Source organism: Shewanella decolorationis, from assembly GCF_004354305.1.
GTDB lineage: Bacteria > Pseudomonadota > Gammaproteobacteria > Enterobacterales > Shewanellaceae > Shewanella > Shewanella decolorationis.
Genome location: NZ_CP037898.1, coordinates 2,244,302 through 2,264,536, shown reverse-complemented (window position 1 = coordinate 2,264,536; position 20,235 = coordinate 2,244,302). Strand labels below are relative to the sequence as shown.

At 48.7% G+C, this 20,235-nt stretch carries 13 protein-coding genes, 1 pseudogene and 1 riboswitch; of the genes and pseudogenes, 10 read left to right on the top strand and 4 right to left on the bottom strand.

The annotated features are described in order from the left end of the window. Window positions 1-314: 314 nt before the first annotated feature. Entirely contained in the window at window positions 315-923 is a 609-nt protein-coding gene (locus EYR25_RS10305; RefSeq protein ID WP_133179893.1) for a DUF2238 domain-containing protein, read from the bottom strand. A 155-nt stretch (window positions 924-1,078) separates the two neighbouring features. Between EYR25_RS10305 and serA the strand changes: the two genes are divergently transcribed. After that, window positions 1,079-2,308, top strand: a complete 1,230-nt coding sequence (serA, locus tag EYR25_RS10300; protein ID WP_023266825.1) for a phosphoglycerate dehydrogenase — start codon at window positions 1,079-1,081, stop codon at window positions 2,306-2,308. A 137-nt stretch (window positions 2,309-2,445) separates the two neighbouring features. Then, a complete protein-coding gene (ygfZ, locus tag EYR25_RS10295) occupies window positions 2,446-3,402 on the top strand; it encodes a tRNA-modifying protein YgfZ (protein ID WP_133179891.1) in 957 nt (318 codons plus the stop codon). A gap of 48 nt (window positions 3,403-3,450) precedes the next feature. Here the strand turns inward: ygfZ and EYR25_RS10290 are convergent, their stop codons facing one another. The 3 genes from EYR25_RS10290 to EYR25_RS10280 form a co-directional block, all read right to left on the bottom strand. Continuing rightward, the gene (locus tag EYR25_RS10290; RefSeq protein ID WP_133179888.1) at window positions 3,451-4,467 is read right to left on the bottom strand and encodes a response regulator; all 1,017 of its coding nucleotides are present in this window, start codon (window positions 4,465-4,467) and stop codon (window positions 3,451-3,453) included. 62 nt (window positions 4,468-4,529) lie between these two features. Beyond that, window positions 4,530-9,833, bottom strand: a complete 5,304-nt coding sequence (locus tag EYR25_RS10285) for a PAS domain S-box protein (RefSeq protein ID WP_133179886.1) — start codon at window positions 9,831-9,833, stop codon at window positions 4,530-4,532. A gap of 129 nt (window positions 9,834-9,962) precedes the next feature. Continuing rightward, on the bottom strand, window positions 9,963-11,321 hold the full coding sequence (locus tag EYR25_RS10280; RefSeq protein ID WP_133179884.1) for an alanine/glycine:cation symporter family protein: 1,359 nt from the start codon (window positions 11,319-11,321) through the stop codon (window positions 9,963-9,965). A 150-nt stretch (window positions 11,322-11,471) separates the two neighbouring features. Further along, window positions 11,472-11,597: riboswitch (glycine riboswitch) on the bottom strand. A 368-nt stretch (window positions 11,598-11,965) separates the two neighbouring features. Here EYR25_RS10280 and EYR25_RS10275 point away from each other — a divergent pair. From EYR25_RS10275 to EYR25_RS10240, 8 genes and pseudogenes are all read left to right on the top strand, one after another. Continuing rightward, window positions 11,966-12,487 (top strand): annotated as a pseudogene (locus tag EYR25_RS10275) (ABC transporter ATP-binding protein); the annotation flags it as partial. 157 nt (window positions 12,488-12,644) lie between these two features. Continuing rightward, window positions 12,645-15,311, top strand: a complete 2,667-nt coding sequence (locus tag EYR25_RS10270; protein ID WP_243729967.1) for an ABC transporter permease — start codon at window positions 12,645-12,647, stop codon at window positions 15,309-15,311. Further along, window positions 15,308-16,564, top strand: a complete 1,257-nt coding sequence (locus tag EYR25_RS10265; protein ID WP_133179878.1) for a lipocalin-like domain-containing protein — start codon at window positions 15,308-15,310, stop codon at window positions 16,562-16,564. The genes EYR25_RS10270 and EYR25_RS10265 overlap by 4 nt, the downstream gene beginning before the upstream one ends. Before the next feature lie 221 nt (window positions 16,565-16,785). After that, window positions 16,786-17,157, top strand: coding sequence for a type IV pilin protein (locus EYR25_RS10260; protein ID WP_133179876.1), 372 nt, complete (start codon window positions 16,786-16,788; stop codon window positions 17,155-17,157). Window position 17,158: 1 nt separating this feature from the next. Continuing rightward, complete coding sequence (locus EYR25_RS10255) at window positions 17,159-17,590, top strand: GspH/FimT family pseudopilin (protein WP_133179874.1); 432 nt, start codon at window positions 17,159-17,161, stop codon at window positions 17,588-17,590. After that, a complete protein-coding gene (locus tag EYR25_RS10250) occupies window positions 17,581-17,988 on the top strand; it encodes a type IV pilus modification PilV family protein (protein ID WP_133179872.1) in 408 nt (135 codons plus the stop codon). The genes EYR25_RS10255 and EYR25_RS10250 overlap by 10 nt, the downstream gene beginning before the upstream one ends. A gap of 2 nt (window positions 17,989-17,990) precedes the next feature. Beyond that, entirely contained in the window at window positions 17,991-18,533 is a 543-nt protein-coding gene (locus EYR25_RS10245; RefSeq protein WP_133179870.1) for a PilW family protein, read from the top strand. Window positions 18,534-18,548: 15 nt separating this feature from the next. After that, entirely contained in the window at window positions 18,549-20,174 is a 1,626-nt protein-coding gene (locus EYR25_RS10240) for a DUF7305 domain-containing protein (RefSeq protein WP_133179868.1), read from the top strand. Window positions 20,175-20,235 lie beyond the last annotated feature (61 nt).

Below are 20,235 nucleotides of genomic sequence, written 5' to 3'. Positions count from 1 at the left end.
GAAATATGCCCAACTCTCAGCATACATCTCATTAACATAGCCCATTTTGACTAGTTACCGTATGAATGCCATCACCCAAATGTACTAATAACCTCTATTTATATGTAGTAAATTCGACTAACTCCCTAAATAGCATTTCATTGCTAGCAATTAATACTAAATGAGATAGAGATCACATTCGTCTTTATACCTTAGTCTATGAAAACATCAATCGAAAGTTTAAACAAAAAATTAACACCGAAAGATGACATTTTTTGGAAAAAAATCCCCTTTGAATGTCATTCAAATGGGATCGGATACGCTCAAGACTCAGATTAGGCTTGAGTCAGGAGTTTAGTGATTTGCTTATCCTGCACGCGGGATAAACTGAGTAGCGCGACAATGGCCCCTATCAAAGCTAAAAACATATCCGATTGGGTATCCCACACATAGCCTTGAGTACCTAAGAATGCCTCGGCGCCTTCTCCCGTCGCGGCCGCCACCCACCACTCAATCAGTTCATAGAAGGCGCTAAAAGCCAACACAAAACAGGTGACTAAAAAGGCACACCAAGCACCGGGTTTAACGGCTTGATTACGTAGCATAATCTCACGGGCTAACATGGCTGGGATAAAACCTTGCGCAAAGTGCCCGACCTTGTCGTAGTTGTTACGCTCACTGCTCATCCATTGGGCAATGGTGTCGAACAGTGGCACTTCGGCATAGGTATAGTGCGCACCAACAAACAACACACAGCAATGCACCAACACCAAAAAATAGACTAAAGGTGTCAGTGGAAAACGCTTTCGGGTAAACACTAAAAGCGGTACCGCAACTAATGCGGGCAAGGCTTCAAGCCACCAAGTAAATGGATCTGCGGGTTTTATCGCCGACCACACTAAAACTGAGAGGTAAATACCGCACCAAATGATTTTGTTATTCAATGTTCCTTCCTCTTATGCGATATTGTTCTAATTCTAGAATATTAACTTTAGCCATCTAGCCCTCCACACTGAGCAAAAAAAGTGCTACTTTGGAAGGCCAAGGTTGTCAGCATATCACACAGAACTATTTCAATTAATTAGAGGGTACCCATATCATGGCGAAACATTCGCTGGACAAGGATAAGATCAAGATCCTGTTGTTGGAAGGCGTCCACCAATCTGCGGTCGATGTATTTGAACGTGCTGGATATACCAATATCGAGTATCACAAAGCTTCCTTAGGTGATGAAGCCCTGCACGAATCCATCAAAGATGCTCACTTTGTTGGTATTCGTTCCCGTACCCAATTAACTGCCGATGTACTTAAACGCGCCGAAAAACTGATTGCGATTGGTTGTTTCTGTATCGGTACTAACCAAGTGGATTTAGCGACCGCCGAATTACTCGGTATCCCCGTTTTTAACGCACCATTCTCTAATACTCGCAGCGTGGCTGAACTGGTATTAGGCGAAATCATCATGCTGATGCGCGGCATTCCTGAACGTAATGCTATCGCTCACCGTGGAGGCTGGATGAAGACGGCCGCAGGCAGTTACGAAGTCCGTGGCAAAACCTTAGGTGTGATAGGTTACGGCCATATCGGAACTCAACTGGGCATCCTGGCAGAAACCTTAGGCATGCGTGTGGTGTTTTTCGATATCGAAGACAAATTGCCATTGGGTAATGCCCAGCAAATCCATTCGATGGAACAATTACTGGCACAGTCCGATGTAGTCAGCTTACATGTTCCTGAAACGCCGCAAACGAAAGACATGATTGGTACAGCCGAATTTGCGGCAATGCGTAAAGGCAGCATCTTTATCAACGCCTCACGCGGTACTGTGGTTGATATTGACGCCCTGACTGTCGCCCTTAAAGAACGTCACCTTGCGGGTGCGGCCATCGACGTATTCCCCGTCGAGCCACAATCGAATGATGATGAATTTATCAGCCCATTACGTGGCTTAGATAATGTGTTACTGACGCCACACGTTGGCGGCAGTACAGCTGAAGCGCAGGAAAATATCGGTATCGAAGTAGCAGGTAAGTTAGCTAAATACTCAGACAACGGTTCTACCGTATCTGCGGTTAACTTCCCTGAAGTGTCGCTGCCAATGCACAAAGGCACCTCTCGCCTATTGCATATCCACCAAAACCGTCCTGGCGTGCTGATCAAAATCAACAAAGCCTTCTCTGAAAAAGGCATCAACATTGCCGCTCAGTACCTGCAAACCACTGCAGAAATCGGTTATGTGGTGATGGAAGTCGATACTCACCAAGCCGAAGAGGCACTGGTTGAACTTAAGGCCATTGAAGGCACACTGCGCACCCGCGTATTGTTCTAATGCTTTAAGCACTCAGCTTGAGTGAATTTATAAGGCGCACATTTCATTCAAGATATGTGCGCCTTATGCTTTTGAGCGCCGCTTAATTCCGCTACAATCTAGCCTCTTGCATCGTCTTCATTTTCAGGATCTCCGCTATGACTATTGCAGTTTCGACACCCACTTGGGATCTGGACGCCTCCATACCTCCACTTATGCTCGCCAACCTATCCAACCTCGGCCTTATCAAAGTAGTCGGTGAACAGGGGCGCAGTTTTATCCATGGCCAAGTAACTACGGACATTAGCTCACTCGCAGCCAACCAATGGCGCTGGGGCGCACATTGCGATCCTAAGGGTAAGATGATCGCCAGCTTCCGCACCTTTGCTATCCAAGAGGCGCTGTTAATGCTGCTGCCAAGGGCTACTATCGATGTCGATCTGCCACAACTGCAAAAATATGCGGTGTTTAGCAAGGCGACTCTGACCAATGCCTCTGATGAGTGGATATTACTCGGTGTTGCAGGCGAACAAGCTGTGCAATTTGTGACCCAACACTTTGGTGAGGTTACTGAAGAACTGACGCTGGTTGAACATGGCGCCATCCTAAAGGATGCAGATCGTTTTATTCTGGTGCTGCAGCCGGACGCGGCAACAGCATTAGTGAGTGAGCAAACAGTATTTGATGCCAGCGCTTGGCAAGCATTAGAAATTGCAGCTGGTTACCCCAACCTAGCACCAAGCCATGCTAATCAGTACGTACCGCAGATGTGTAACCTACAGGCTATTAACGGTATTAGCTTTAACAAAGGCTGCTACATGGGCCAAGAAACTGTGGCTCGGATGAAATACCGTGGCGGTAACAAGCGCGCGCTTTACATTCTTCACGGCAGCACTTCATTAAATATCAATTTAGAAACTAGTATCGAGATAGAATTGGAAGACGGTTATCGCAAGGGTGGACAAATCATTGAATTTGTTCAACGCGGTAATCAAGTTTTACTCACCGCTGTTCTCGCTAACGATACCGAGAACGATGCCAAGCTGCGCTTTGCCGACGATGAGCAATCCAGTTTACGCATTCAAGCATTACCTTACTCACTCGAAGAAGCCTAGCTGCTAAGCGAGTCGTATTGAAAAAGGCGCCCATGGCGCCTTTTGCTTTTAATGCTCGATATAAGTGTCTCGAATCGCCACCACTTCGGGCAAAATTTGCTTAAATTCGGCCACCAGCTTAGGGTCAAAGTGTTGCCCTGCTTGGCTTTCGAGTAACTCGAGCGTGGCCTCTATTGTCCAAGGCTCCTTGTAAGGACGGCGCGAAGTCAAGGCATCGAAAACATCCGCTATCGCCACAATCCGACCTTCGATAGGAATATTTTCCCCCGACAAACCATTAGGATAACCCGAACCATCCCATTTCTCATGGTGGGTTAAGGCAATGCGCCGCGCCATTTGCAGCAGAGGATCGCCATGTTCGCCAATGATCTCGGCACCAATAGCGGCATGTTGCTGCATGATTTTCCACTCTTCTGCATCGAGCTTACCCGGCTTTTTCAGTACCGCATCGGGCGTGCCGATTTTACCAATGTCATGCATAGGCGCCGCATTATACAACAACTCACAGAAGGTACTCGGTAAGCCTAATTTGATTGCGAGTAGCCGCGCATAGTGGCTCATACGCACAACGTGCAGACCCGTTTCGTTGTCTTTGTATTCGGCGGCGCGGCCTAAACGGCGGATAATTTCAAAACGCGTTTCTTCTAACTCTTGAGTGCGCTCTTTGACTTGTTGCTCTAACAGGCGTTTTTGATCGTATAGCGCCAGATGGGTTTTTACTCGCGCCTTCACCACAGGTGCACTGACTGGTTTAGTAATGTAGTCAACCGCACCCAAGGCAAAACCTTGAGCTTCATCGGCAACCTCCGATAATGCGGTTACAAAAATCACCGGAATATGGCAGGTTAAAGGTTCCTGTTTAAGCTGCTTACAGACTTCATAACCATTCATACCGGGCATCATGACATCAAGCAAAATCAGATCCGGCAATGTTTTAGCGACAAGCGATAAAGCTCTCGGTCCATCAATCGCGACTTTAACCTTATAGTCATCACCAAGAATGCCCACCAAAATATCGATATTTTCTGGAGTATCATCGACGACTAAAATTGTTGCCTTTTCCATTAATGCTTTCACCTTTTCCTGTGGCTTTATCTATGGTCAATAGATGTGTAATTGACCCGTTTCTAGGTTAACGTTGTGATGACTTCGTCGATTAAATCCATGGCTTCATCAAACTGGTATTGGTTAATCATAGTCAGCGCAGGACTTAGCTGTTGCCATAACTTGTTACTCACCTGCGGTTTTAACGCATCAATTTGTGTTACCGCATCAGAATCAGCATCCTCCAAGCTTTGCCGTAGCCGTTTTAGTGCTTGTAATAGCGCTTCTGGTGACAATGGCTCACTCGTTGGTGTGACTGTTTCTGTAGACTGTGGTGATACTTGTTCAATCGCTTCACAGATTGATGCTACGAGCATTTGAATTTGTTCTAACTCTAACTGAGACTCGCTATGTTCACTTAAATGCTGCTCTAATTGCCGTGCTAACTCCGCTAGCTTGGTTGAGCTTAAATTGCCAGCCAGGCCCTTTAAGGTATGCGCCATTCGTACTGCATCATCACGCTTGTTGTTCGCCAGAGCTTTAGTGATCTGTTCTACTACATTACGTTGGCTGGTCACAAAACGATCGAAAATTCTTTGGTATAGACGGGTAGAGTTTTGCACTAGCTGCAAACCTCTATCGATATCAAGCTCTGGGTGTTCTGGCCATTTCACGACAAGCTCAGCATCTAGGTTGATTGATTTTGGAGAAAGCTCTGAGCTTTCAGTAGGTTCGGTGCCATCGTCCAGCGGCACTTTGCCACCTAAGTATTTCAGCAGCGTTTCATACAGTATATTTACCTCTATCGGCTTAGCGATATGGTCGTTCATTCCCGCTCTTAAACACATTTCCTTATCGCCTGCCATGGCATTTGCCGTCATGGCAATAACGGGTAAGTTAGCAAGTTCAGGTTTTTGTCTTAGCGCCATGGTTGCTTGATAACCGTCCATCACTGGCATTTGGCAATCCATCAACACAAGATCAAAGCTTTGCTGCGCCAATTTATCCAATGCTATCTGACCGTTAGTAGCAATAGATAAGATAATTCCCACCTGCTCGAGAAACTCGGTCGCTACCTCAAGGTTCATCTCATTGTCTTCAACCAAGAGGATACGTTTACCCTTAAGCGGCAATAACAATTTAGGGTCGATGCGCTCACTATGCCGCCTCACAGGGAGAATACCCGCACGACCAAGGGAGTTCATAATGCCATCCAGTAATCTTGATGCACTGATAGGCTTGCTGATATAACCAGCTAATTCTAATTGTTCGATCTGGGTTAAGAAGTCTTGGTTGGCGTGGGCTGAGACCATTAAAATCCGTGGGGTCTTCTGTGCCAATTGTTTGATCTGTTTTGCCGTTTCAATCCCATCAAGGTTTGGCATTTTCCAGTCAATTAATGCCACGGCATATTCTTGCTGGGTACAACGTGTTATCGCTTCTTCGCCGGAGCGCACTGTATCCACCTTAAAGCCCATACTCTCCAAGGTCGTCCGCATAATGTCACGGGCAGTAGCATTATCATCGGCAACTAACACAGACATGCCTTCAAGCTCCTGACCAACAACTAATTTTTGATCACTGGAGGTCTGCAATTTCACGGTAAAAAAGAAAGTACTGCCATGGCCTAACTGGCTTTCGACGCCGATAGTGCCGCCCATCAGCTCGACAAGTTGCTTACAAATCGCGAGCCCCAGGCCGGTGCCGCCATATTTGCGGGTTGTGGAAGTATCGGCTTGGGTAAAAGATTTAAACAGTTTGGCTTGTTGCTCTTTAGTGAGGCCAATTCCGCTATCGCGTACACTAAAACGCAGAACAACATCGTCATTTTGCTGCTCGACTAAGTTGAGTGATAGTAATACTTCCCCTCGCTCGGTAAATTTTATTGCATTATTCATTAGGTTAATCAGCACTTGCCCCAATCTCAGCGGATCACCAAGCAAATGACGCGGAACATTAGGCGCAACAGCAAATAGCAATTCAATCTGCTTTTGCGCCGCCCTTTCGGAGAACATATCGCTCAAATCTTCAAGCATGGTATCGAGTTGGAAAGACACATTTTCGATATCGAGTTTGCCTGCTTCAATCTTAGAAAAATCAAGGATATCGTTAATGATTGATAATAAAGATTGGGACGCCCGCTCAATTTTTTCGAGATAATTTTTCTGTTTTTTGTCTAGATCTGTCTGTAAGCAAAGTTGCGACATACCGATAATGGCATTCATTGGCGTGCGGATTTCGTGGGACATATTCGCCAAGAAATCCCCTTTGGCTTTACTAGCCGCATCGGCCTCTTCTTTAGCGACCAGCAACTCATCCGAAAGTAGTTTTAGCTCAGTCATATCAACCATGCTGACGACGGCAGACTCAAACTGTTTTTGGCTGTCTAATAAGGCTGAAACGTTTACCGTCATCCATAACGGTTCACCAGAGGGACGAACAAAACTTCTCTCTCCTCGGTAATGGTCAATTTTGCCTTCGACTAAGTCTTTAAATTGTGCTTTAGCAACTTCTTTGTCCTGCTGGCAGAGCACTTCGAAGATTGGCGTGTTACGGAGTGCCTCACGGCTTAACCCCATATCTTCACAGAATTGGTCGTTACAATCGAGGATAAGCCCTTTACTATCGACATTGACGATACCAATCGTTGCGCCATCAAATAATGCCTTAAAATGAGCCTCACTGACTGCGAGTTCTTCTTCAATGGACTTACGTTGAGTAACATCCATGACATAACCGTTCCAGATAATGGCGCCATCATCAGCACTGTGGCCACTGGCACCGGCTTCCATCCAACGAATACTGCCATTAGGGTGGCGATAACGGAACTCGCGTATCCATTGAAGCTGGTCATCACTCTTACCTGCTAAGGCGCGCACCACCTCTGGGCGCTCTTCATCAAAAATTCGCTCAGCAATAATATTAAAGTCTTTCAGTAAATCATCCCGATGCAGGCCAAGCATGTGATACGCCGCGCCAGAAAGGAACGTAAAGGCTCGCTCTGTTGGCGAAACCCAACGCAATTGATACACGGTACAAGGAATAGACTCTGTGATATTGGTTAATTGCAGCCTTGAGGCTTCAAGCTCGACGATGGCTAATTTACTCTTGGTGATATCGTCAATACTGCCGTCAAACCACAGGGGAAATCCCTCTTCGGTGTAACTTGCCTTGCCCTTTTCATGCACCCAACGAATGCTACCGTCACGGTGACGAATGCGATATTCCACCTCAAAGGTTTCCTGCTGTGCGAGTGCTCTATCGATATGCTGATGACATAACTCGCGATCTTCTTCCAAAATCAGTGAAGCAAAGGTGCGTTGACGATTCTCAATAAACTGGTTCGCCGCATAACCGGTAATATCGGCAATGTTGTCACTGACATATTCCATCACCCAAACTTCACCGATGCGTGTCCGATAGACTGCACCGGGAATATTAGTCACTAGACCTCGGAACCTCAGTTCACTATCACGGATTTTTTGTTCGACCGCTAATTTATGGGTCATGTCTCGTATTGAAGCCGCCACCTGGCGACGGCCGTCAAAATCACTCGGTAAAATACTTAAAGCGATTTCGGCCACAAACTCATCACCATCAGATTTTAATGCACGCACATGGCGCGCATTTGCCATAGGTCTGTCACGTCCTTCACGTAGAAACTGCAGCCTATCCCTTGCATGCGGATTTCTTAAATCTTCCGGAAGTAAGGACTCAATCTGCAGCCCCAGCATGGCTTTCGCATCATAACCAAAGAGCTGTTGGCAACGGCTATTACTAAACACGATTTGACCACTCTGATCGACAATCAGCATGGCCTCAGGTGCGGCTTCAAGCACTGCGCTTGACCATGCCGCAGCAGAAAACTGCTCAGTCACATCGGTAAATAACATTTCCACTGACATCAGTTCGCCCGTATCCGACACCAAGGGCTGCATAAAAACATCGAGTCGCCTCGTCTGGCCTTTAACGTCGACTAATTCAACTTGGTGTGGAGGAACATTCTGCCCCTTAAGTGCCAGATCTGTGTATTCCCAGTTTTGCTCATTTAGGGGATTGGCCGAAAATAGCCTTTGATATTTACGTTTGAGCAGTTCAGGGGGAATACCCAATACTTTGGTCACCCCTTCACTGACTTGGGCGAGTTGGCCGTCAGGGTCAAGGGAACAATAGAAGGATTTGTCACTCATACCATCGATTAAACGCGCAAAGCGATTACCGCGTGAGTCTAAAATCGCCTGCTCCCTCTGGGCGAGAAGATCCGCCATTTGGTTAAAGGTTTCACTTAAGGTCACAATCTCACTCACGGCGCCTTGGGGAATGGCCAGCTGTTGGGTCTGCCCCTGACCAAAAGCCAAAATACCGGATTCGAGTACTTCTAAAGGTCGTGTTAAACGTTTAGCCGCAATATAGCAAGTCAGCAGCAGGAGTAAGGTTAATAAACTTAAGTTGAGAATAACCGAAGCAATATCATCGAGTAGTGAAGTAAACAATTCTTGCTGAGGTACCATAACGACAACGCGCCATTTCAGCTTAGTCACCTCTGCTATGCTGGCAAGATAAGCTGTCCCCTTAGCATCAATAAAACTGGCTTGTCCGGTCTTACCATCATCTAACAACGCCCAAAAAGCATTATTTTTGCTATTGCGCTGATCCACCCATCCAGAGGAGGAAGCGGCTAAGACCTTATCCTTATCACTGTGGAAGATAAGTCTACCGTGGTCATCCAAAACCACTAACCTATTGGGTGAAATACCGAGCTGTTCGGGTAATTTATCTAATGCTAAATCGACAGTTGCCACCCCAAAGTAATCGGGCTGCTCACCAAAGGGAACAGAATAAGTGATCATCAGGGCATTGCCCGCCCCCTCATCAAAATAGGCTTTTGACCAGTAGCCCCCCGCTTGAGTAATGGCTTGTGACCACCAATCCCACGTCCCATCGGTGTAGTCATACCCCTCGGTACCAATATCTAAGTAATGGAAACTATTTCCGCTGCGATAAACATAGGGGGAATAAAGCTTTTTGTCGGGGAAAGTATTAGGTTTAAAAGCAACCGCCGAGCCATAAAAGTCGGGATTACGTTCGAGGCGATTTGTAAGCACCTTTTGCAGTTTATCTGAATTATTTACATCATCTTTATCGGATAAAAAACCAATAAAATCAGCAAGCCCTTGAGTATTTGCCTGTGCATGCTCAAGCAATAGTTGTAATCGAGAGGCAGAATGAGTCGACTCCTGAGTTAAATTATCATAGAGGCGTTTTTCTAGGGAAAGGTAGTTAAACCAAGAAGTAATCCCATAGACAGCTGTCATGATTAAAATCAATGGCAGAGCAATATGGGATAGGATCCTGCTGCGAAAAGTACGGAGTTTACTTCTGTCCATGGCGTCGCCTCAAAGTTCTCGTTTTTAAAGTGCTATTTTTTGAACAGCACCTATTAAAGTAAACGAAGAACCTTGCGGCGACAATGTCAAAGTTAAAATAATGTGAACTAATATATTGTTTTCAAAACATTAATAAATGGGGTCTAGCGTACGGTTTGAGAGTGTCCGAACAAAATAGCTTTGGGTTTCGGCAATGATGACGTGCCTTAACCCAATAATCGCAATCAAATTCGGGATCGCCATTAAGCCGTTGACCGTGTCGGCCAATAACCAGATCACATCCAGCTTGATAAAGGCGCCGACCGCAATCAGGCCTAAAAACAGCATTTGATAGGCCCGCAGCCCGCGTTCGCCCACTAAATAGTACCAGCAACGTTCACCATAGTAGTGCCAGCCTAAAATGGTCGTAAACGCAAAGCAAACTAAGGCGATGGTCACTAAATACTGACCGATGGCCGCCGAGCCGCCTAAGCTAAAGGCCGCGCTAGTCATGGCTGCGCCTGCAGTATCGCCGCTCCAGACTCCGGTGATAATCAGCACCAGCCCCGTCATAGTGCAGATGATAATAGTGTCGAAAAAGGTGCCCGTCATGCTGACTAAACCCTGTTCAACGGGCTCATTGGTTTTCGCCGCCGCGGCGGCAATTGGCGCGCTACCGAGGCCTGATTCGTTCGAAAACACCCCGCGGGCAATCCCCATTTGAATCGCCTGCGCCACAGTCGCGCCTAAGAATCCACCCGCCGCCGAGACTGGCGTAAAGGCCGACTCCACCACTAATTGCAAGGCGGGTAAAATCGATTCGGCAAAACTCACTAAAATCCATATACAAGCCAGCACATAACCAATTGACATCGCTGGCACTAACTTTTGCGCCACGTTGGAAATACGCTTCACCCCACCTAAGGTCACCGCCGCGACTAACAGGGTGAGCACCAGTGCCGTCGCCCAAGTAGGCACCTCAAAGGCAATGGTCAGGGCATCGCTAATCGCATTCACTTGGGCAAAAGTCCCAATCCCGAAGAACGCCACCCCTACGCCAAACAGGGCAAACAACTTCGCCATCCAATGTATGCCCAGCCCCCGCTCGATGTAATACATGGGGCCGCCCGCAATTTGCCCGCGCGCATCGGTAGTGCGATATTTTACCGCCAACATACATTCGGCATACTTAGTCGCCATGCCAAAGAAGGCCGCCAACCACATCCAAAATAATGCTCCTGGGCCGCCCATCTTAATTGCGGTTGCCACCCCAACAATATTGCCCGTACCAATGGTGGCGGACAGCGCCGTGCATAAGGCGGCGAAGGAAGAGAGATCCCCATGCCCTTTCGCAGGTTTAAACAATAGGCTAAGCGCCATGGGCAGACGAAACACTTGGATAAGCCGCAAACGCAAGGTGAGATAGATGCCCGTGCCCACAAGTAAACACAGGGTAACGGGTCCCCAAACGATACCGTTCAGGCTGCTGAGTAAAGCTTGAAAACTCATGATATTCCTCAATTATTAAACAACTAAATTAATAAAGGAGGAGGAAAAGAAATGGCTGTGACACACCGCTGCCAGCCTAAAGAAAGACTATCACCCAGCCAATAAAGGCAGGGCAAAGTCCAAAAGACAAACGACAGGGACCGTGCAGTCATCCTCTCCTCTGTCCTTTTGCCTGAGCGTTTCGCAGAATGCATTCATCGACGCACCTACTTTCGCCTTCGGCGCCACCTATTATCGCGATTTAACGCAATCGGTAGTCTCTCCAGAGGCTCGTCCAGTAACAGTCCACGCCTTGCGGCACCTGAAAGAGTGCTTTGTATCGGGAAAGATCCCAAAACAAAGTTGCCTCGTCGGTGTGGGGTTAATTCCCCACTCTCCTGCTACCTTCATCCGAACGGATTGTTAAATCGATAGTCCGCTATCGATTTAACAGGGCGCACAGCATGCAACAAACACAAAAATAGCTCAAGCCCATTCGCTCACAGAATGCGAGCTAAACGCCACAATTGCAGAAAATTTAAACAGCATAAAACCTAAGTTTGAATCGATGCAAAGTGAACCTTAAGGGCCAAATAGCAGTATCTATCAGAAGATAAAATGTTTTATCTTTAGTCGAGCTAAATGTTGCCAGAGTGGAAGGATAAATGTCAGAAGTAGCCAAACTTATCCAAGTGAGTAAAAGCTTTCGCGATGGTGAGCAGCGTCATACCGTACTGCAAGCCGTCGATTTAACCTTGCATCGCGGCGAAACCATCGCACTCACGGGCCCCAGCGGCAGCGGTAAAAGCACACTGCTAAATTTGATCGCAGGCTTTGAAACGCCAGACAGCGGCCAGATAGTGTTGAATCATCAATCCACCCAAGATTGGCAAGACAAACACTGGAGCGAGTTCCGGCGCAGCCATTTAGGCGTCGTGTTTCAACAATTTAATCTACTGACGCCACTCAATGTGAGAAACAACATAGGTTTTTCACTCAATCTCAATGGCGCCAGTTGGAATCCTTGGTGCGATTATCTCGTCGACAAATTGGGGCTAGCTTCGCTGCTCAATCGGCAGGTCGAAGCACTTTCTGGCGGGCAACAGCAAAGGGTCGCTATCGCCAGAGCCTTAGCCCACAACCCGAGTTTACTGCTGGCCGACGAACCCACGGGCAACCTTGATGATGAATCGGGTAAACAGGTGATGTCACTGCTGTGCGAACTGGCCAATGAAAGCCAAACCAGCATACTCATGGTCACCCACAGTGAAGAATGCGCTGCCTTTATGCAAAAACGTTGGCATCTTTCCCACGCCGCAGTGTCTATCTCCGGTTAAGTCGATGATGAGTCCAGCATTAACCCCTAAGGCCAATCACAACAAAACCCCAAACAGAAACTGCCCATGGCTGCGGATCTATTGGGTATTAAAGATCTTTCTCGCCCATTATCGCCACGCGCCATTGCAAGCGGGCGCGATTTTACTCGGGCTTGCCCTCGCCGTGACTTTACTTATCGGGGTTAAAGCCACCAATGATAATGCTATTCGCAGCTACAGTGAGGCCACGGAGCTGTTGAGCCAGCGAGCAGATGTGCTCTTAAGCGCGCCCATTGGCCAAGAAACCCTCGACGAATCCGTGTATTTCAGCCTACGCCAAGCGGGCATCAGCCAAAGCCTTGCGGTTGTCAGTGGCAGAGTGGCGGGGCTGAATGGTCAGTTTTGGCAAATTGAAGGCAGCGATATCGTCGCCGCGCTGACGGCGAGCCTAAGCCCAAAAGAAGGACAAAAGCACGATACCAGCACAAAGCAAGAAGCCAATCCAAGGATGTCGATGGGAGAGTTGCCGCTCGCCGATTTAATGAGTGGCGAGCCGATAGTGGTCATGAGCCAGAGCCTTGCCAATAAAATCGCCCCCAATAGCCAACTCGCCCTCGCGCCCGCGTCTTTTGCGCCAGACAAACTTAAAGTCATCAGTATCGATGATAGCTGGGGGCTGGGCAGTGCGATTCTGACCGATATTTCCCTCGCCCAAAGCTTACTCGGGATGCAAGGCAAACTCAGCTATATCGCCCTATTCAGTGACAGGGATAAGCTCCCTGCCTTAAAGCAGCGGCTCGATACCCTAGGGATTACGCCGCTTCGCGCCAGTTACAGTCAACAGGATCAAGGCCAAGCCTTGATGGCGCTTACCCGCAGTTTTCATTTAAACCTCAATGCGATGAGCATGTTAGCCTTTGTGGTCGGGCTGTTTATTGCCTATAACGGCGTGCGTTACAGCCTGATGAAACGCCAACGTCTATTAATCCAATTGCTGCAACAGGGCCTAGCGCGGCGCGAAGTCATGCTTGCCCTACTTGGCGAATTACTGCTATTGGTGGTGTTGGGCTCGTTAATGGGATTTATCTTAGGATTACAGCTGAGTCACTGGTTGCAACCTATGGTCGCGATGACCTTAGAGCAGCTCTACGGTGCCCACTTGTTGCCGGGGATTTGGCAATGGCGTTGGTTGGCCGAGGCGATAGCCCTCACTTTAGTTGCCGCCCTAGCCGCCTGTTTGCCCTTGTATTTTGACTTAACCCGCCAATCCCTTGCCCAAGGCGCTAATCGTTATCAACAAACGCAGGCCCACAACAAAACCCATGGCAGGCAGTTTATCTTAGCCTGCGGCCTGCTCACGCTCGCCGCAATACTCATGCCCTTCAGCCAAAGCTATAACACCAGTTTGGTATTGTTGGGCATGGTCGCCGTCGCGATTCCATTGCTATTACCGCAAGTATTGCACTGGGGCGTGAGCTTGCTGCTGCCATTAACTCGCCCCGGGCTTAAACAATATCTCCTCGCTGAAACCCGCGAGCTTATTGCGCCATTGTCCCTCGCCATGATGGCAATACTGCTGGCACTAAGCGCCAATGTGTCGATGAACACCTTAGTCGGTAGCTTCGAGCAAACCTTAAGAAGCTGGTTAGAAACCCGTCTGCATGCCGATTTATACCTGCGCCCCAGCGCCAACCATATGGCCGAAGTGCGCGATAAGTTGCGCCAAGATCCTCGCCTTAGTGGCCTGTATCAGCAATGGCAAGTGGAGGCGGAAGTATCACTCCAAGGGGCGGCGCAAACCATACCCGTCAACCTGATTAGCCGCGATGATGCATCGATTCAACACACCAGCACACTCAAACAAAGCTTGCCGGATCTCTGGCAAACCTACTTCGACGGACGTTACGTGTTAGTCAGCGAACCTATGGCCATTAAGTATCAGCTGCAACTCGGGGATACTGTGGTGCTAAACGTGTTGGACAAAACCGCCAATAATCCCGTTGTGATCGCGGGGATTTATTACGACCACGGCAATACCCGCAATGAGCTCATCATCGGCCATAAGCTGTGGCAACAGGCGCAGCTACCACTATTACCCATTAGCCTTGCGGCCAGTTTCCACTCTGTCGAGCCGGGAGCTCAAACCACAGCGACTCCGCGCAAACTCAGCGAGGCAGAGCTAGATGACCTGCAAGGGCAATTGGCCGTTACATTAGGCTTAGCGCAGGCGCAAATTTACAGCCAAGCCAAGATCAAGGCTCAGGCCATTGCCATGTTTAAACGCACCTTCTCAATCACCTTAGTACTCAATAGCTTAACTTTGCTGGTGGCGGCCATAGGGCTATTTAGCGCCTGCTTGATGTTAACTCAATCTCGACAAGCGCCATTGGCAAGACTGTATTCCCTCGGGGTGAGTCGCAGTAAGCTGCGTACTATGGTGTTCAGCCAAATGCTGCTGGTCGTGGTCATCACCTGCCTGATGGCTATGCCTACGGGCGCACTGCTCGGCTATTTATTAATTGATAAAATCACCCTGCAGGCCTTCGGCTGGACAATCAAGATGATCTGGGATTGGTTTGCCTATGGAAAAGCCATCCTCATTGCCTTAGTGACCTGCACCTTAGCCGTACTCTTACCGCTTTACTGGCAAACCCGCAGGCCCTTAATCGCCAGTTTGCAGCAGGAAACCCTATGAGCGCATACGTATATCAAACCAAGGCTTGGCGCGTTAATGCATTAGCGTCTGCAACGCGATTTAGGATCAGCACAAGCGCTGGCTTTATCTTGAAGAGTGTCATAGGTGGCTTACTGCTTGCGAAAATAAGCGGCTGCGATCACGCGCCTGCAACGACCGAGCCTCAATCCATGGGTTCTATGCTTGGGCAAGCAAGCGCAGATAGCCAAAGTTTTGCTAAGGTGACGCCAGGAAACCGCTTTCAATTTCCTCAAGATCACCTCGCCCACCAGAATTTTCGTCAAGAATGGTGGTATCTCACCGCCAATTTAACCACAGAGAATGGTGAGCAACTTGGTGCCCAATGGACGCAATTTAGGGTAGCGCTAAAACCTAAGCACTCTGAACCGCAAAACGTGGAACCTAATCCTAAGTCCACTTGGGCGACTGAGCAGCTTTATTTTGCCCATAGCGCACTCACCTCCAGCACTTCTCACCTCGCCCATGAGAAATGGTCACGGGCGCATCCATCACTTGCTGGAGTGAGCGCAGATCCCTACCAAATTCGCCTCGATAATTGGCAATGGCATAGTCAGTCAAATGAGTTATTCCCTGCAACTTTGAGCGTTGCAACCGACGACTTTAGTTATCAACTCGAGCTTAACAGCCAAGCGCCACTGCAATATCAAGGGGATAAGGGTTACAGCATTAAGAGTCGCGACGGCAAAGTCGCCTCTTACTACTACAGCCAACCCTTTATCACGATTCATGGCGAAATCACCCGCTATATCAAGATCAATGGCCGAATGGACAACCGCGTCGAGAAAGTCACAGGCCAAGGCTGGCTAGATAGAGAATGGAGCTCGCAGTTTTTAACCAAGAGCCAGCAGGGCTGGGATTGGTTTGCCCTTAGGTTAGATGATGGTTCGGCGCTGATGCTATTTCAGCTCAGGGAACAATCCTCCGATAAAGTGCAAACACAGTCAGCCTTTTACAGCGCCAGACGAATGTTTGCCGATGGCACCGGACGCAACATCAATTCCCGCGATACCCCCGATGGGATAAAAATGACCCCACTCGAGTGGCAAACCACCAGCACGGGTAAATACCCAATTCGCTGGCAAGTGCAAATCCCAAGCGAACAAATCGATATCCGCATTTCCCCTTTAAATCCCAATAGTGCCATGGCGTTATCCACCCAGTATTGGGAAGGCCCGATTGAGCTTAAAGGTAGCCATAGCGGCACAGGTTATATGGAGCTGACGGGGTATTAATCTCCAGCTGAAATGTGATCTCCATATCAAATACAGCGACTTAACACGCATTATTCTCATACTATCGATTGCAAATGCTGCTGAATTTTCACTCAGTGATTGCATTTCAATGAAAATCCCAATAAATTAATATGACAACGCTGTCAAAACAATTAAAACAACAAGATAATCATCATAATCACGGACGATTCTATTCAGTTCAATAACACTGGGAGGGGTGGATGAGCGCTTTAGGTAAAGGGTTTACCCTGATTGAACTGATGATCGCCCTCGCCATTATTGGCATTCTTGCCGCCATTGCTATCCCATCGTTTAATGAGTACTTAAAACAAGGTCGACGCTTCGATGCACAGCAATATCTCGTCAGTAGTGCCCAAGCGCTAGAGCGCCATTATTCCCGCAACGGTCTGTATCCCGATTCGCAGAGTTTAACCAACAGTGCCTATTACAGTTTCAGCTACAGTCCCACGGCGGATAAATTAGGTTTTAGCCTCAAGGCCGTGCCCACAAGCCGTCAGTCTGACTCCTGCGGCACCTTAAGCCTCGACCACAAAGGCGTACGCACCCCCGCAACCCATTGCTGGACCCACTAAGATGACACGCACTACTGCGGGGTTCACCTTAGTTGAATTGCTGGTCACTATCGCCATCATAGGTATCTTGGCGAGCCTCGCCCTACCTTCCTATCGGGATCTGATCGCCAGAGAAAGCCTCACCACCACCGCAAATGAATTGATTTCCTGTTACAAATTCGCCCGCGGCGAAGCCATCAAGCGCAATCAGGCGGTGACACTCGAAGCGACTGAAGATGGGCGCTGGCTGGTCATCAGCAATCAGGAACAACTTAAGGTCTTTAGCCCATCGAACCGCGGCGTCAGTATCGATGGCTTTAACACCCTCAATATCAATGCTACAGGCAACACCACTAAAACCCAGATGAGCCTCGAAAACACCCAAGGTGAAACGCTCAATCTGTGCATCTTGCCAAGCGGGCAAAGTTATCTACAGGAGGCGGCATGCGCATAACAGAACTAAGCAATAAACAACAAGGCTTTACCATGACCGAAGTACTGATTTCGTTAATGGTGTCGGTCACTTCGCTACTGGCGCTAGGCAAAGCGCAGCTATCTTCATTGCAGCATGCGACCAACAGCTTCCAGTATACGGTCGCCACCATTCAAGCACAGAATGCCATTGAAAGGATCTGGCCGAGGATCTGCGATATTCAGCGCCAACCCGCGCGCTTTGAGGATGTCAATTTTAGGGCCAGCCTCAGCCAAGATATGCCCAGCGGCTACACCTTAGTGCTACCGAACACTTATCAAGACACTATGCCCATCACTGTCACTTGGCAGGACGGCCGCATTGAGGACAATAACAGCGTAAGCCTCAACGCCAGTTTTCCGCACTTATGCCAGGTGTAGTTATGTCCTTAAGCGCGAAAAAACAACAAGCAGGCTTTAGCTTATCTGAGCTAATGATCGCTATGGTGCTTGGGCTGATTATTATGCTGGCCGTGGTCAATTTTTTCGCCCCGCTCAAAGCCACAGTGGAAGAAAGTAAACGCCTAGAAGACGCCGCCGATGCGCTGAGGTACGCCACCCTTAGCCTCAGCAAAAGTGTTAAACGTGCATCAAGTATCGTATCCCTCAGCTCTAATGAGCTAGTGCTCGCAGTTGCAGCATCCCCAGCCCAGCCGAGTTTAACTTGCTTAGGAACCAGCAAAACCAGCGATTACAACGAAACCTACCGTTTTGACGCCCCCAATCTGAGCTGCGACGACGGCGATGGCGCCCAGGTATTACTCACGGGGCTAGAAGCGACCCGCTTTGCACTTAATGGCGAACTGGTGACAGTAGTACTCAAGCCAGAAAAACTCCCCGCGCAATATGGCCAAGGGATCCAGCTCGATATCGCCCTGCGTAAGCCCCTATGGCAACAAGCCCTCAACAGCCAACAGAACCCATAAAGCAAGGAAGCCATAATGGATAATCTAAGACCAGCTCTAGGTAACAAGGAACATGGCGCGGTACTGCTTATCGTCTTGGTCTTCAGTCTGTTAGCGAGTTTGCTGGTGGTCACGTCGCTCAGGGATAATCTCGTGCAAGAGCGACTGAGTGGTAACTTTCAAAAGCAGGTCAATGCGCAGCTACTCGCCGAACAGGGAATGCACGAGAGCTACAATCAGCTCAAAAACCAGCTCAAACAAACACCCAACCAAAGCCTGCAAACCTTATATGAGCAACTCCCCGCCGAAGCCGATGGCAGCCTCGAAGGCAGCAGCTATGCCCTCGAAAACGGCCAAATCGCCGGGGCCGATCTTAGCCTCGACAGTCGTGGCAATCATTTAGAGGGTGAGGCTAAACTTAACGCCCAATTCACACTGCAAGGTGGTCAGGGGAATAGCATATTCAATGATGCGATTGTGTCCTGCGAGAGCTTAAATTTAACTGGCAGCAGTAGCATCGATGGCTACGATTCCCGCAAAGGCGCCTATGGCGACAGCATCAGTAATGGCCAAGGTGGCAGTGAGCTTAATCAACATGGCAAAGGTAACGTCACGACCATTGAGCCCAATGCCAATATCACGCTCACGGGCAACGCGCTAATTTACGGCAATGTCAGCGCCACTGGCAGCGTCACCCTTACCGGCTCGTCGGATATCCACGGCAGCATTCAAGCTAATAATGATGTCACCCTAGGCGCAGGCACCATCGGTGGCAATGTTGCGGCGGGCAATAACTTTAACTTGGCCAATAGTGGCACGGTCGAAGGTTCGGTCAAAGCCAATAACAATGCCGCCACGGCGCCCAGTGCCCAAGTCAATGGCACATTGCAATATGGCGGCGACGGTAACTTTCATCGGGACAGCCAGATTGGCAACTTAGTCAACGCCCGCCCCAATGTACCGCCCGTGCCGACAAAATCCTGCGATCCATTGGATATTGGCGCTGTGATGGGTGGCTTTAAGATGCCCAATAATGGTGCCCGTATTATTGATTCCAACGCCAATGTTACTATCACGCCTAGAGGATCGAGTAAGACCGAACTTAGTTGGAAAGGTGATTATTTCCCCAGCCTTACCCCCACGTCGGAAAATATTTTCGGTAATGACACCCCGGTATTTAACCTCGACAGCTTAGTCATGAGTAGCGATGGGGTGCTGAATATCAGTGGCGGCGATGTCACCCTGATAGTCAAAGGTGACTTTAAGATGAGTGGCTCAAATCAGCTGAATATTGCCCCAGGTTCCAGCCTTACGCTGTTTGTGGGCGGTGAAGTCGCCTTTACGGCGGGGACAAACAACGGTAACAATATTAAGGGACAAACCCTAACCGACAGTAACAAGCCACCACTGTCTATTTTTTCTGGCTCGGATAAGGATGTCACCGTCAGCGGTAATGTGCCAATTTATGCCGCGCTCTACGCCCCCAAATCTAAGGTCCATCTCCCTGGCGGCCCTGAGATTTTCGGCTCGGTTAGGGGCAAATCCATCACAGCAACGGGTAATGGAAAAATCCACTATGACAACGCATTAGGTGCCGCCGACTTAGGTGAGGACAATGCTAAACCCGCGGTCATAGTGCTCAAACAATGGCAATATTTATAGGCTAAATCCCCCCGCAGAACTCACTTGCAGTCTCCCTCTCCAAAGGGATAGGAATTGTGTA